The following is a 13,273-nucleotide window of genomic DNA, read 5'->3' as shown; positions in this document are numbered from 1 at the left end:
AAAAATAATGTTTATCTACGAAAAATAATTCCATTAGGTAATCAATATTTTCTCTATAAATATACCTCAATATTATTGTTTAAGGTGGTCAATACATGAAAAGTATCTTACTCGTTTTATCACTTTTAACTATTGTAGGATCCAGTAATGAACATATAAATAAAACAATGAATAGACAAACAAAGATTAGTAGTATTAATCAAATTACAAAGATTCATATCCCAACATCCACTTCCACAAAGAATAACATCACTCAGTCCAAACCCATAAAAAATAACGGCAAATGGGTACAATTAGGTGCAAAACTGTATTATCTTCAAGGTTCAGTAAAAAAGATTGAACGAAATAAAAATGGCCAGTACATACTTAAAATAGTTGTAGAAAAAACATTTCATAGTAAATCAGATGGCGTTAAAAGCCCATATAAAAATGGAGAAACTTATTCATTCCTATTAAAATCATTGCCAAATATTAATTTAAAACAAAAAAACATTATTATTTATGGTGGTCAAGTGACTTCAAATGGTCATGATTCTTTCATGGGTACAAAGATTGTTTGTTATGAATTAAATAAAACATTTGTAGATCTGCATGGAAAAATAGTATTACTTCCCCAAAAAGAATATCCTTATCAATTCTAAACATTTATTCCATTTTCCCAAAATAGATAAAGGAGGATCACAACATTGAATAAATATGGGTGGCTTTCTTTTTTAATGGTCGTTTTAAACGTTATATTCTTTTTTATCATAAGAGGACCAAATGCAAATATATATCTAGGAATTAGCATTTTTAGTATCCTGTCACTGATTGGTATTGTTTTCGCAATTTTATCTAGAAAATTACCATTCATTGTTTTTGGAATCTTTTTTAATGGTGTAGTACTTTTATTCGCATACTTCCTATTGATGGCAATGGGAATAGGTGAAGCGTAAAAAATTAGAAGGAGGCATATATAATGGATTACCTAGCCAGTAGAACTAGAAGGTTTTTTGCAAATTTGATAGATGGTATTATTATTGGATTAACTTCAGTTCTTTTATATTATATCTATTATCTAATTAGTGGGAAAACTATTATCATTTCTACTTATTCAAGCACTTATGATATTTCACTTACTAAATTAGCTATCAATGTTTTAACTGATCTTATCATAATTTTTATCTTCTATACACTTATTCCTACTTATGTTTGGAAGGGCCAAACGATTGCGAAAAGATTACTAGGCATTGCGGTTGTGAAAGAAGACGATTCAGAAGTCGATCTTTCTACATTATTATTACGTAACCTCATTTGGTTTACAAATCCATTCCAAATCTCTTTTTTCAAATATTTAATTCAACTTTTAGAGTTAATTGATGCACTTCTCATTTTTGGTGAAGATAAAAGAACACTTCACGATCGAATTGCTAAGACAAAGGTAATCGAAGTTTAAATTATTATGGAAAACATTAATAAAGCAAACTGGCTTACATCCAAATAGCCAGTTTGCTTATTTTTTTCATTTACTAATTTCTAAATTAAATACTTGCTCAACATCTTTATCACCACGACCTGAAAGATTAACGATAATCGTTTGGTCTTTTTCAAGTGTAGCTGCAAGTTTCATTGCATATGCAACTGCATGCGAGCTTTCAAGAGCTGGGATAATTCCTTCCATTCTTGAGAGTGTATGGAATGCATGAAGTGCTTCAACATCATTTATCGCAACATATTCAGCTCGTCCTGTATCTTTATAATAACTATGTTCAGGACCAACTCCTTGATAATCTAACCCCGCTGCAATTGAATGTGCTTCTGCAATTTCACCATTTTCATCTTTCATCATATAGCATTTAAAACCGTGAATAACTCCCGGTTCTCCTGCTGTTAGAGGCGCTGCATGTTCACCTGTTTCAATCCCCTTGCCACCTGGCTCGACACCTACCATTTTTACTTCTTTATCATAATAAAATGGCGCAAACAATCCAATCGCATTACTCCCCCCACCAACACAAGCAACTACATAATCTGGTAAACGATTTTCTTTTTCGAAGTGTTGTTTTTTCGCTTCATAGCCAATGACAGATTGAAAATGACGAACAATTGTCGGATACGGATGAGGACCTAATGCTGAACCAAGTAAATAAAACGTATTTTCATAGTTTTGAGCATAATCTTCTAAAGCTGCATCGACTGCTTCTTTTAATGTTCTACCGCCATCTTGAACAGCTACCACCTTAGCTCCTAATAACTCCATACGAAATACATTTAACGCTTGTCGTTCTGTATCTAATCCTCCCATATATATGGTACAGTCAATACCAAACATCGCACAGGCTGTTGCTGTTGCTACACCATGCTGTCCTGCTCCAGTTTCTGCGATTATTCTTTTTGCCCCCATTCGCTTGGCTAATAAAATTTGTCCAAGTACATTGTTGATTTTATGAGCACCAGTGTGATTTAAATCTTCTCTCTTCAAATAAATTTTGGCACCACCAATTTTGTCACTTAATTGTTTTGCATAATAAAGTGGATTAGGACGCCCAACATACTCTTTTAAATAGTATTGTAATTCTTCCATAAATTCAGGTTCATTTTTATATTGCTCAAAGGCTTGTTCTAAATGATTTAATGCGTCAGTTAATTGCTCTGGCACAAAGCTACCTCCGTATTCTCCAAAATATCCATTTTCAGCTTGTAATAAATTCATTTTTATTTCCTCCCTAATTGATTTTTATATTAAATAAGATCAAAAAAGTAAGAATGAGATACCTCTGAAACGCAAAAAAGCCCCCTGCATGGAAATACCATGCAGAGGGCGTATAGTTTTATAACGCGGTGCCACCTCTATTGGATTTGAATAAATATATTCAAAACCCATCTCGATTATTGAGTACGGACAAATTTCGATACTCTCATCCTTTTAACGGCGGAACCCGGGTCACATACTCCTTCTTGTTTCAGCGTACCTCTCGTAAGTCCATTCAATATAATGTATCGTACTGGATCCCACCAACACCAGCTCTCTGAAACGCATCGATTATACCTACTTACTCTTACTCATTGATTTTACTTATTAAATTATTAATAAATATACAATATAATCTATTTTAATGTCAACAGAAATTATCTTAGTCAAACTAATATAATATCGAAGTGTTTTCGGAGTCATCTCAAGTTCATTACACATCTACCTAACTGAAAAAAAGCGATAGCACTAGTCCATCACTTTTACTTTTTCTGTACATTCTATTTACTTTCTTAACTATCTAGAAAATATGTTCAATGAATCGAAACATAAGTCTCGGAACAAAAAATAGCACTTCACAAATTACTTCTGTAATAACTGATTCCATTATTTCATTAATAATCCTTCTAAAGAACCCCTCTTTATTCTTCTTAAGTTTCTTCATAGCTTTTCTCCCAAATAAACTGTAACTACTAATTCATTATTTTACCATTTTATTTGTCCATTATTTATTGTATTTTTTCTTATTTGTCGATCTAAATTTTGCTCCTTCTCAGCCTCGGCTACTATAGCACCTGATTTCTTTTGAAAATAATACCCGGCTGCAATAAAAGCGATACAAATTCCCCAGAAAATTATTGCCATCCAACTCATAAGAATAGCCTCCTAGCATTTATCTTATTACTAATATATGATGCTTTCTAACATTGTTTGTATTAATCTTCATTATATCGTTCGCTATCGTTTTATTTTAATTTATTTATATATTCCACTCAGAATTAAATTCCTTTTCTAAAATTCGAGTTAGGTCCGTTGTTTGATTCTTTTCCTTATTAAAAAGTAAAGAAAGGATTTCAGTAGAGTTTAAGGAATATATATAAACTGTAAGAGGATATAACACTATTTCAACTAACTATTTATTGAAATAACATTATATTAAAACGCTCGAAGGAGAAGTGCAAATGGGATTAACAAAGACAATTATTCGGTCATTTTTATCAGGAATCATTACACTTTTCATATTTATTTTAGTGTTTACTTTAAATGATAATTTGAGCTGGTTCAAATTTCATGAGCATGTTACAACATGGTTTCTTTGGCTACCCTTTTGTCTTTTCGCTCCTATTTGGGCAATATTTGTAGATTTCATAACAAGACATTTCCATTTTACTAAGCTTTGGCAAAAATTCTTATTATATAATTTAGGATCAATTGTTTTTTGGCTAGTAACATCATTGGTTTCAATCATTTTTAACCATGATGGTCATTTTTCTATAAAAGTAGTGGATCTGATAATAATATTTTTTATCCTAATTATTAGCTTTTTTTGTTCAAGTTTTTTCTATTTAGTAAATTCATTTCAACACACTTTCCTACATTCAATCCTCGGTTACGCTATTTTTTGTCTATTATTATTCTTCATTTTTAACGATTGTACAGTTACAAAGAATTGGACCCAAACGAAAAAACCTAATGGATTAACAATTCAGTTTGATTATTTTAACGGAGAGAAAGCAATAGCTCTGCCTATAAAAAAGAAATTAGTCCTCAAGGTAGATTGGAATTTGCAGAATCAAGGTGGATACGGAGTCAGTATGGAAACTAAATGGGGTCATTTCATCGGTTGGAAAGAAAAAGGGGATAAAATGTTGATAGAAAATAGTAAAGAGAAACAATATTACTTAGTATTAAGTGGAACTAAAGTTTCTGGTTGGGTAAACATAACGTGGGATTAAAGATGATTTAAAGTTTAGATTATGAAATTCTTCTTTTTAAATAGATAGACCACAACTTTGTCACATGTAACAGAGCAGTGGTCTATTTTTTCACAGTTTCATAGTTATTATTAATTTTGACTGGATTACATTATACCTAGAATAAGATAGATTGCAGTTCCCCAAATAAATAGAGCAGAACATTTATTAATGATGTTCATTAACTTTCCAGAAACATCTAGTTTTTTCATCGTTGCTCCTGCAATTGTTAAGCCAAAGAACCATACCCAAGATACTGAGATACAAGCAATCGTAAAATAGATTTGTGCTACTCCATCATATTTTAATGCATTTGTTCCGATGACCCCGACAGTATCTAGAATGGCATGAGGATTTAATAATGAAACTGACATAGCGAATAGGATTTGTTGACGAACTGGTACCGCTTGAGTAGCTTCATTCGTTTTTGCCTTAGAACGCCAGATGGTAAAGCCTATGTAAATAAGAAAAATAGCACCAACCATTATTAATCCTGTTCTCAACCAATGTACCTGGAATATAATGACCGATATTCCAAAAACCGCTAATAGAATTAGCAACGTATCACATAAAGCAGCTGTTATTGTAGCTGGAAATGCACGAATCAAATTTGGTTGTGTTGCTCCTTGCGAAAAGACAAATAAATTTTGTACGCCTAGTGGCAATATTAGTCCAAATGATAAAAGTATTCCATGTAAAATGGCTTCCACATTCCCCAACTCCCTTTCTTTCACTATAGTACTATGTTATCACTAAAAGAAAACAGCCAATTGGATGATTTCGAATCCAGCTTAAACAAATCAAAAGCAGTCTCTATATTCGAAACGTATGATATGCCAACAAATAAAAAGACCACTTCCTTATCACATTCAATAAAGATGGTGATCTAATCTATTTCTTTTTAAAATTCTAAAATAGAAAACTACTTATATCACCTAAAAACTCCTTTGTTGATCCATTTGTTCCATGTGCACCTTTTGGAATTCCAGAAAAATGAAAGAATTTCCCCTTCACTTTTTACAAGCTAATTCCTCCTGAATGTTACAAGATCAACAGCAACTTGCTCCAGCAGAAATTTCATAATAGCCAACTATCTTAAATGGTGTTAAAATAAATGAAATTTGTCTAGAAGGAGCAACAGTATGCAGCAAAAAATATCATTCTCAACATACGCAGTCATCGGTACAATGTTGTTTGGTCTGTTCTTTGGGGCTGGAAATTTAATTTTCCCGATTCAAATGGGACAGGTCGCCGGTACTAACTTTTGGCCGGCATTAATTGGGTTTCTAGTAACAGCAATTGGTTTGCCATTTATGGGGATCTTAGCATTCGGGCTATCCGGAAGTAGTGGACTTCGTGAATTAGCAGGACGGGTTCACCCGAAATTTGGAGTCGTCTTCGCCATGGCCCTTTACTTAACCATTGGACCATTTTTCGCGATTCCACGTACAGCAACAGTACCTTTCGTGGTCGGTTTCGTACCATTTATTAATCCAGATCACGTCAGTTTATATCTTGGTCTATTTAGCTTCGTATTTTTTGTTATTGTCTACTATTTTTCACTAAATCCTGCGAAAATTATTGACTATATTGGAAAATATCTAACGCCTGCTTTTTTAGTGTTTTTATTCTTTTTAATTATTACCGCAATCGTTAAACCAATGGGACATTTCGGAGCTCCAACGGGGGGTTACAGACACTTGGCGTTTATAACTGGTTTTAAAGAAGGTTATAACACGATGGATGCCCTCGCTTCATTAGCATTTGGTATTGTTGTCATCAATGCGATTAAAGGACAAGGGATCACTGATAAGAAGACAATTGCAAAAGCAACATGGAAATCAGGCATTTTTGCTATGGCATTAATGGTGCTGATCTACGGCCTCATTACTTATATGGGGGCATCAAGCGTATCTACCATCGGTTTATTCGATAATGGCGGATTAATCTTTGCTAAGGTCGCCCAGCATTACTTTGGACAATTTGGTGCGATACTTCTTGCAATTATTATTGTACTGGCATGTTTAAAAACGAGTATTGGACTCATTACCTCTTGTAGTGAATTTTTCAATAGTATTTTTCCAAAAGTAAGTTATAAAATGTTCGTACTTATCCTAAGCCTTATGTCATTTATCACCGCCAATTTTGGCTTAAACAATATTATTCAATATGCTGTTCCAGTATTAATGCTATTATATCCTTTGGCGATTGTTCTGATATTGTTGACGCTTTGCTCATCATTTTTTAATCATAGGCAAAGTGTTTATGCAGCGTCTATGCTCCTTACTTTTTGCGTAAGTTTCTTCGATGGTTACAGCTCATTAGCTGGAAGCTTACCGGGGGCGACCATTTCTTTATTCGAATCTATTAAAGCTGCGTACATTGACTATTTACCGCTTTATAGCATTGGTCTAGGATGGATATTACCAGCAATAGTTGGTGCGATTATCGGCTATTTCTGGCCGTCGGGATCCAAAAAGGCTGCTATTCAAGCATAAATTAGAACCACCCAATTTGAACTGCACAATCAATTGTTAGACACAACTAATAATTGGAGGTGCAGTTTTTATGATTTTTTTAAGAAATTACATCAATCTATTCATTAATACAATCATGATCGTAATAAAATAAGGGCTGTTTTCGTATACATTGTTGCTTTTCAGTATGTGTAAGTTGATTTTCACTCCAGGATGCTCGCTTTCCTAGGGGCGTGAGCTGAGCCTCCTCGTCGCATACGCTCCTGTGGGGTCTCAGCCTTCCCGCATCTCCCACAGGAACCCGGCACCCTTCCGTTCCAATCAACTTCTGTCTTTTAAATTTCATAACCTAAAAGTAACATTCTTTAATAAAAGACCCAAAATAAAACAAAAAGGATTGCACCCTGTTCAATACAGAGTACAATCCTCTATAACTTCATAAAAATAATTGTCTAACTTTTTGGGGCAACTTCAAAAGCTAGTGGTCTAATCTATTTCTATTTAACATTCTTAGATTGAAAATTACTTTATACTAAAAAATCCTTTGCTGATCTCGCTCTTCTTTCAAAAGCTCCACAGCTTCTCTAAAGCGTTGTGAATGAACAATTTCACGCTCTCTTAACCATGCTAAGGAATCATTAATATAAGGATCATCGGACATATTAATAAGCCATTGGTAAGTCGCACGTGCTTTTTCTTCAGCCGCAATATCCTCGTACAAATCAGCAATCGGATCTCCTTTTGCTTGAATATAAGTTGCCGTAAACGGAGCACCCCCAGCATTCTCATAAAATAATGCTCCGTCATGATTTGCGTAACGTTCACCTAGTCCTGCTTCACGAAGCTGAGCAGGTGTTGCATCTTTTGTTAATTTATAAACCATCGTCGCAATCATTTCTAAATGAGCAAACTCTTCTGTACCAATATCTGTGAGTAAACCAATCACTTTATCTGGAATCGTATATCGTTGATTTAAATAACGTAACGCTGCTGCTAGTTCTCCATCAGCCCCGCCATATTGTTCAATTAAAAATTTAGCTAATTTTGGATTACATGTGCTTACTTTTACAGGATATTGTAGCTTCTTCTCATAAATCCACATCAGCTTCTCACCTTTCTATACCTGCCAAGGCCAGGGGCTATTGTTCCAACTCCATTTTGCGTCCGCCAAACTATTTCCATACTGCTGAAGAGGACCATATTTAGACTCTATTGATTGCTTGACTTCTTGCCTGTGTTTCGCAAATTGATTGAATTGATTAATTGCCTGTTGGTCATTTTGATGTGTATCCAAATATAACGTAAGCTCTACTAATACAAAGTCTGCCGCTTGTAGTTCTTCAAGCAGATCATAATATTCCTGAGGTAAAGGATTACTATTCAATGACATTACCTCCTATTTTTATAAGGATTTTCATAATGATCATAAAAAATTGGCCAGAGTGTTCCTTTTCGTAAAGCTTCTCGATAAGAAAATTGTTCTAAATTGGGAGGTTGAAATCCTACGTATAAATTTGGTGGGGTAGAATAGAATTTTTGTCCAATCGGTGGACAAGGATCAAATTTCCCTCGATAAGGCGTATAAGACTTTGTTGTTGTGTAAGACTGAGTTGGGCCTACCATCGTTACACCTCCTTCAACAAAACTTTCCACTATTCCTCACTTCCAATTTTATTTTTTTGAATCACATGTTATTCCAATTTTTATTTCGATATGTCATCATTTCTCTTGCCACATTCACTTAACTAGTGACCTTATTATCGTAATAAACACTTAGATTACATTAAAATAATCTAATATTTTTTGTTTATTCATAGTTTATTTCATATTAAAATCGAACAAATTAAGATAAAGTATTTTGTAATTTCCCCCTACCTTTATACCCCTAGATTCTTCTATATAAGTGCTTGGTCCTTGATACACAAAGGATTAGATAAAGTAGTAATAGCAAAATAGAAAAAGACCTTATTTTTTCCAAAATTTACATGTAGTCTGTTTATGAAAACGCATTTATTATTGATATTGTGAATCAGCGAATTAATTAGGAGGAAGTTTGATGCATGAAATTCTTATGAGTTTACTTGCAGGACTAATTGTTGGTATAATATTCACGCTCATTAAATTACCGATACCTGCACCACCAGTTTTTTCTGCAATTTGTGGTATATTTGGAGTTTGGGCAGGAATGAAGATAGTTCAACTATTTTTTTAAACGAAAAAAGTAAAGCGATTTCATTTTTCTGATTGTCAGACATCTTACATCATTTTCATTGTCAGACATCTTATGTCTAACGAGTTGGTGATTTTAATTTGCTATTATTTATTTTAAACATATAGAAGATTTCTAGGGGGAAAAGAAATGTCATTATTTATAAGCATAATTGGAATATTACTTCTAATCGGTGTTGCTTGGCTAATGTCTAACGATAAGAAGAATATCAATTATAAAGCAATTGGAATTATGTTAGCTGTTCAATTAGTCATTGCTTGGTTTATGTTAAATACTTCTATCGGTAAAGTAGTATTACAAGACGTAATAGATGTTTTTAATAAAGTCCTATCTTTTGGTAATGATGGTATTGCATTTGTATTTGGTGGTTTATCGAAACAAGGTCTATTTTTTGTAAACGTTTTAATGATGATTATTTTCGTATCAGCTTTACTTAGCATTTTAACTTATACTAGAATTTTACCTTTAGCAATTAAATATATCGGTGGAGCTGTTGCTAAAATTACAGGTCTTCCAAAAATCGAATCATTCGTAGCTGTAAACTCTATGGTATTTGGTGACACAACTGCTATTTTATCTGTAAAGTCTCAACTTCATAAATTGAGTGCTAACCGTTTGTTTGTAGTATGTACTTCTTCTTTAGTAGCCGTTAGTTGTTCTATTTTAGGTGCTTATATGCAAATGATTCCTGCTAAATATGTTTTAATTGCACTTCCTATTAATGTATTTAGTGGATTAATTCTTTCTTCAATCGTTTTCCCTGTACAAGCAGGTGAAGATGACGAAATCGACGTAAAAGAAATGGTTCAAGAAAAATCTTTATTCGAAGCAATTGGTAATGGAGCTTTAGATGGTGGTAGGGTTGCTTTAATCGTAGGAGCTATGCTTATTACTTATATTGGTTTACTTTCAATGGTTAACTACGTGTTTAGCCATACTATCGGAATGTCGTTCCAAGATTTATTAGGATATGTGTTTGCACCAATCGCTTATATAATGGGTATTCCTACAAGTGAAATGGTTAAAGCAGGTTCAGTAATGGGTACAAAAGTAGCTGCAAACGAATTCGTTGCGATGCTTGACTTTATGAAAATGATTCCTCATATGTCAGCTAAAACTGTTGCTGTAGTTTCAGCATTCTTAGTATCATTTGCTAACTTCTCTTCTATCGGTATCATCATCGGAACTGTTAAAGCAATCAATGGTGAAAAAGCTAGTATGTTAGCAAAAGTTGGTTTAAAAGTATTATTAGTTGCAACTATGGGTTCTGTTCTTACAGGAACAATCGTTGGACTATTCATGTAAAAAGAAGCGCCTTGTTGGCGCTTCTTTTATTATTTCCAATAAAGAGGAAACTTATTAAGTTATGCTCTTAAAAAAGTTAAAAAATAACACCATCTATACATTCTATTTAATGAGAAATAAATTATATTTCAATAATCGAATAGTCAAATGTGAGAAGATACAATATAATGTTAGAGTACTTTAACAATAAAGAGAGGTGGAACTGTTTTATGGGTAGTCCAATTATTGGGGAGTCGGACATAGGACCTACCAGGTCAGAGGAAGTCATACAACTGAATATCCAAGATGGATTACTTCATAAAAGTAGCTTCCATCTTATATAGACTTCATAATGATGACTTCCTCAAAAAAGAGGAGGTTTATGAAATGGTACAAAGAATTTGGAAACAAATGAACTTAAAAGCACAAAAACAAGAACCTGCGAAAATTCAAGGGTTTGATATTGATTTAAATCAAGAAAATTTATCACGTATTGACAGACTTGTCGATCGATATGAATCAGAAATTCTTCATCAGTTAGATAGTGATTATACACAACGTACAAAGTGGGCAGACCGACTAGCAGATAAAATCGCACAGTTCGGTGGTAGCTGGAGATTCATCACTTGGTTTGCTTGTTTCCTTGCTGGTTGGATAATTTGGAATAGCCTTTCAATCACAAAAGCGTGGCATTTTGATGCCCCGCCTTATATTTTGCTGAACTTATGTTTATCTTTTATCGCAGCATTCCAAGCACCTGTCATTATGATGAGCCAAAACCGTCAAGCTACTCGAGATAAACACGAATCTGTTATCGATTTTGCGATTAACTATAAAGCAGAGCAAGAAATCGACGATATGCAAAGCCGTTTGCATCATATAGAAAGTCAATTGACAGAAATTAAAGAATTGCTGAAACAACACAAATCAGAGTGAATAAATACTCTTTTATGAAAAAATGGTCTTCTAGCTGAAGATCATTTTTTTTTTTGAAATTTATGAAAACTAGATTTGCTAGCGTATGAAATATATGGTAAAATAAAATAGGAACATTTGTTCTTTCACATCAAGAATTTAGCTTAAGTACTATTGGCCAAAAAATATTAAAAAGAGGTGTTTCTAATGATTTTAGGTATTAACCCTTATTTAGTTTTAAATGGTGATGGACAGGAAGCTGTTAAACTTTATGAAAATGCTTTGGATGCAAAAGTTGTAAGTGCAGTAACGTTTGGAGAAATGCCTGCAAATCCGGAATTCCCTATTCCAGAGGAAGCAAAAAATCGTGTTATGCATGCACATTTAAAAATTAACAATACTGATCTTATGATCTCTGATACATTCCCAGGTCAACCTCAAGAAACTGGATCACAAGTAACAGTAGCAATTTCAGTGGACAATGTTGAAAAGTCTAAAGAGGTTTTTGAAAAATTGCAAGAAGGTGGTCAAGTAATCATGCCACTTCAAGAAACGTTCTGGAGTCCATCATACGGACAATTAACAGATAAATTCGGAATAACTTGGCAAGTTACAACAAACACTGCTGATATTAAATAATTTTCTATTTAAAAGCACCATCTTTTTTTTGGTGCTTTTTTTATTTCAATTTCTACAACTATTTCATGATAAAATATGGAAAAAGAGCGAGGTGACTAGATTGAAGCTTAAAACCTATATTCTAAACGCATTCACAAAAGACAATAAAGGTGGAAATCCAGCTGGAGTTGTTTTAGATACAGAGGGTCTTACACCAAAATCTATGCAAGCTATTGCCTCCAAACTAAATTTTTCAGAAACCGCTTTTGTTCTTCCCTCTACAAATTCAGATTATGAAATTAAGTATTTTACACCAAATGAAGAAGTTGATATATGTGGACACGAAACAATCGCTACTTTCTCCTTATTAGATCAAATTAAAGAAATAAATACAAAAATGTACACAATAAAAACGAAAGCTGGCAGGCTAGCTGTTCAACTACATAATAATAAAATGGTATCTTTACAACAAAACCTTCCTGAATTTCTTGAAATACTTCCACGCGAAGAAATCATTAAATCTTTAAACTTAGACATAGAAAAACTAATACCTGATTTTCCCATTCAAATTGTATCTACAGGCTTACGCGATATCATTATTCCTATAAGAAGACTTTCAGATTTATTAAATATTACTCCTAATATGGAAAGTATTACTAAAATAAGTAAAAAACATAATGTAACTGGCTATCATGTGTTTACATTGGAAACTTTATATCATTCCACTGCCCATTGTAGAAACTTCGCCCCTCTCTTTGATATTCCAGAAGAAAGTGCTACTGGTACATCAAACGCAGCACTAGCATGTTACTTAATAAAACGTAATCAAAACTATATAAAACAAAATACTTTTACCTTTGAACAAGGATATGGAATGGATCAACCTTCAGAGATATTTGTGAATGTATCTACTAATCACGGAATCATTACAGATCTTTATGTTGGGGGATTTGCTTCTAATTTTAAAGAAAAATATATTTCTATTTAAGGAGCTATAACAATCCTTTAAAAGACTTTCAAAAATTTAATTGATGATATAATATAT

17 protein-coding genes and 1 other annotated feature are annotated in these 13,273 nt (G+C 33.2%); of the genes, 10 read left to right on the top strand and 7 right to left on the bottom strand.

Annotated features, from left to right (window positions below; translation table 11 throughout):
- The first annotated feature begins 95 nt into the window (after nucleotides 1–95).
- From J5Y03_RS14105 to J5Y03_RS14095, 3 genes are all read left to right on the top strand, one after another.
- Nucleotides 96–641, top strand: a complete 546-nt coding sequence (locus tag J5Y03_RS14105) for a hypothetical protein (protein ID WP_209406634.1) — start codon at nucleotides 96–98, stop codon at nucleotides 639–641.
- Between the two features lie 75 nt (nucleotides 642–716).
- Nucleotides 717–935, top strand: coding sequence for a hypothetical protein (locus J5Y03_RS14100; protein WP_209406731.1), 219 nt, complete (start codon nucleotides 717–719; stop codon nucleotides 933–935).
- Nucleotides 936–958: 23 nt separating this feature from the next.
- Nucleotides 959–1,435: an RDD family protein gene (locus J5Y03_RS14095; protein WP_209406633.1), complete on the top strand. Its 477-nt coding sequence runs from the start codon at nucleotides 959–961 to the stop codon at nucleotides 1,433–1,435.
- Between the two features lie 66 nt (nucleotides 1,436–1,501).
- On the opposite strand, the gene trpB is transcribed toward J5Y03_RS14095, so the two are convergent.
- The 3 genes from trpB to J5Y03_RS14080 all read right to left on the bottom strand — a co-directional run bounded on the left by trpB (nucleotide 1,502) and on the right by J5Y03_RS14080 (nucleotide 3,604).
- Complete coding sequence (gene trpB / locus J5Y03_RS14090) at nucleotides 1,502–2,692, bottom strand: tryptophan synthase subunit beta (RefSeq protein WP_209406632.1); 1,191 nt, start codon at nucleotides 2,690–2,692, stop codon at nucleotides 1,502–1,504.
- Nucleotides 2,693–2,793: 101 nt separating this feature from the next.
- Nucleotides 2,794–3,055, bottom strand: a binding site (T-box leader).
- A 196-nt stretch (nucleotides 3,056–3,251) separates the two neighbouring features.
- Nucleotides 3,252–3,395, bottom strand: coding sequence for a hypothetical protein (locus J5Y03_RS14085; RefSeq protein ID WP_209406631.1), 144 nt, complete (start codon nucleotides 3,393–3,395; stop codon nucleotides 3,252–3,254).
- 41 nt (nucleotides 3,396–3,436) lie between these two features.
- Nucleotides 3,437–3,604 (bottom strand): hypothetical protein, encoded by a 168-nt coding sequence (locus J5Y03_RS14080; protein WP_209406630.1) that lies wholly within the window; start codon nucleotides 3,602–3,604, stop codon nucleotides 3,437–3,439.
- A gap of 308 nt (nucleotides 3,605–3,912) precedes the next feature.
- On the opposite strand from J5Y03_RS14080, the gene J5Y03_RS14075 reads away from it, so the two are divergent.
- Nucleotides 3,913–4,686: a hypothetical protein gene (locus J5Y03_RS14075; RefSeq protein WP_209406629.1), complete on the top strand. Its 774-nt coding sequence runs from the start codon at nucleotides 3,913–3,915 to the stop codon at nucleotides 4,684–4,686.
- Nucleotides 4,687–4,811: 125 nt separating this feature from the next.
- On the opposite strand, the gene J5Y03_RS14070 is transcribed toward J5Y03_RS14075, so the two are convergent.
- The gene (locus J5Y03_RS14070) at nucleotides 4,812–5,414 is read right to left on the bottom strand and encodes a LysE/ArgO family amino acid transporter (RefSeq protein WP_209406628.1); all 603 of its coding nucleotides are present in this window, start codon (nucleotides 5,412–5,414) and stop codon (nucleotides 4,812–4,814) included.
- Nucleotides 5,415–5,846: 432 nt separating this feature from the next.
- Between J5Y03_RS14070 and brnQ the strand changes: the two genes are divergently transcribed.
- Complete coding sequence (gene brnQ, locus J5Y03_RS14065; RefSeq protein ID WP_209406627.1) at nucleotides 5,847–7,202, top strand: branched-chain amino acid transport system II carrier protein; 1,356 nt, start codon at nucleotides 5,847–5,849, stop codon at nucleotides 7,200–7,202.
- A 511-nt stretch (nucleotides 7,203–7,713) separates the two neighbouring features.
- Here brnQ and J5Y03_RS14060 read toward each other — a convergent pair.
- From J5Y03_RS14060 to J5Y03_RS14050, 3 genes are read right to left on the bottom strand one after another with little or no spacing between them, the layout of a single operon-like run.
- Nucleotides 7,714–8,283, bottom strand: coding sequence for a manganese catalase family protein (locus J5Y03_RS14060; RefSeq protein WP_209406626.1), 570 nt, complete (start codon nucleotides 8,281–8,283; stop codon nucleotides 7,714–7,716).
- A 15-nt stretch (nucleotides 8,284–8,298) separates the two neighbouring features.
- The gene (locus J5Y03_RS14055; RefSeq protein WP_407648444.1) at nucleotides 8,299–8,565 is read right to left on the bottom strand and encodes a spore coat protein CotJB; all 267 of its coding nucleotides are present in this window, start codon (nucleotides 8,563–8,565) and stop codon (nucleotides 8,299–8,301) included.
- A gap of 5 nt (nucleotides 8,566–8,570) precedes the next feature.
- Nucleotides 8,571–8,804, bottom strand: coding sequence for a spore coat associated protein CotJA (locus tag J5Y03_RS14050; RefSeq protein WP_209406624.1), 234 nt, complete (start codon nucleotides 8,802–8,804; stop codon nucleotides 8,571–8,573).
- Between the two features lie 433 nt (nucleotides 8,805–9,237).
- On the opposite strand from J5Y03_RS14050, the gene J5Y03_RS14045 reads away from it, so the two are divergent.
- From J5Y03_RS14045 to J5Y03_RS14025, 5 genes are all read left to right on the top strand, one after another.
- A complete protein-coding gene (locus J5Y03_RS14045; RefSeq protein WP_209406623.1) occupies nucleotides 9,238–9,393 on the top strand; it encodes a XapX domain-containing protein in 156 nt (51 codons plus the stop codon).
- A gap of 147 nt (nucleotides 9,394–9,540) precedes the next feature.
- Nucleotides 9,541–10,716, top strand: coding sequence for a NupC/NupG family nucleoside CNT transporter (locus J5Y03_RS14040; RefSeq protein WP_209406622.1), 1,176 nt, complete (start codon nucleotides 9,541–9,543; stop codon nucleotides 10,714–10,716).
- A 366-nt stretch (nucleotides 10,717–11,082) separates the two neighbouring features.
- Nucleotides 11,083–11,631 (top strand): DUF1003 domain-containing protein, encoded by a 549-nt coding sequence (locus tag J5Y03_RS14035; RefSeq protein ID WP_209406621.1) that lies wholly within the window; start codon nucleotides 11,083–11,085, stop codon nucleotides 11,629–11,631.
- 186 nt (nucleotides 11,632–11,817) lie between these two features.
- On the top strand, nucleotides 11,818–12,249 hold the full coding sequence (locus tag J5Y03_RS14030) for a VOC family protein (protein WP_209406620.1): 432 nt from the start codon (nucleotides 11,818–11,820) through the stop codon (nucleotides 12,247–12,249).
- A gap of 100 nt (nucleotides 12,250–12,349) precedes the next feature.
- On the top strand, nucleotides 12,350–13,216 hold the full coding sequence (locus J5Y03_RS14025) for a PhzF family phenazine biosynthesis protein (RefSeq protein WP_209406619.1): 867 nt from the start codon (nucleotides 12,350–12,352) through the stop codon (nucleotides 13,214–13,216).
- Nucleotides 13,217–13,273: the final 57 nt, after the last annotated feature.

The sequence above is a fragment of the Gottfriedia endophytica genome, assembly GCF_017814275.1.
GTDB classification, from domain to species: Bacteria; Bacillota; Bacilli; order Bacillales; family Bacillaceae_G; genus Gottfriedia; species Gottfriedia endophytica.
The sequence above is the reverse complement of the archived record's forward strand: the minus strand, read 5'-3'. Positions and strand labels throughout refer to the sequence as shown.

Excerpts from the sequence above, each read along its gene's own strand:
- J5Y03_RS14105 (WP_209406634.1), top strand. The coding sequence starts at position 96 with ATGAAAAGTATCTTACTCGTTTTATCACTTTTAACTATTGTAGGATCC.
- brnQ (WP_209406627.1), top strand. The coding sequence starts at position 5,847 with ATGCAGCAAAAAATATCATTCTCAACATACGCAGTCATCGGTACAATG.
- J5Y03_RS14075 (WP_209406629.1), top strand. The coding sequence starts at position 3,913 with ATGGGATTAACAAAGACAATTATTCGGTCATTTTTATCAGGAATCATT.
- J5Y03_RS14085 (WP_209406631.1), bottom strand. The coding sequence starts at position 3,395 with ATGAAGAAACTTAAGAAGAATAAAGAGGGGTTCTTTAGAAGGATTATT.
- J5Y03_RS14040 (WP_209406622.1), top strand. The coding sequence starts at position 9,541 with ATGTCATTATTTATAAGCATAATTGGAATATTACTTCTAATCGGTGTT.
- trpB (WP_209406632.1), bottom strand. The coding sequence starts at position 2,692 with ATGAATTTATTACAAGCTGAAAATGGATATTTTGGAGAATACGGAGGT.
- J5Y03_RS14045 (WP_209406623.1), top strand. The coding sequence starts at position 9,238 with ATGCATGAAATTCTTATGAGTTTACTTGCAGGACTAATTGTTGGTATA.
- J5Y03_RS14060 (WP_209406626.1), bottom strand. The coding sequence starts at position 8,283 with ATGTGGATTTATGAGAAGAAGCTACAATATCCTGTAAAAGTAAGCACA.
- J5Y03_RS14035 (WP_209406621.1), top strand. The coding sequence starts at position 11,083 with ATGGTACAAAGAATTTGGAAACAAATGAACTTAAAAGCACAAAAACAA.
- J5Y03_RS14050 (WP_209406624.1), bottom strand. The coding sequence starts at position 8,804 with ATGGTAGGCCCAACTCAGTCTTACACAACAACAAAGTCTTATACGCCT.
- J5Y03_RS14100 (WP_209406731.1), top strand. The coding sequence starts at position 717 with ATGGTCGTTTTAAACGTTATATTCTTTTTTATCATAAGAGGACCAAAT.
- J5Y03_RS14095 (WP_209406633.1), top strand. The coding sequence starts at position 959 with ATGGATTACCTAGCCAGTAGAACTAGAAGGTTTTTTGCAAATTTGATA.
- J5Y03_RS14080 (WP_209406630.1), bottom strand. The coding sequence starts at position 3,604 with ATGAGTTGGATGGCAATAATTTTCTGGGGAATTTGTATCGCTTTTATT.
- J5Y03_RS14030 (WP_209406620.1), top strand. The coding sequence starts at position 11,818 with ATGATTTTAGGTATTAACCCTTATTTAGTTTTAAATGGTGATGGACAG.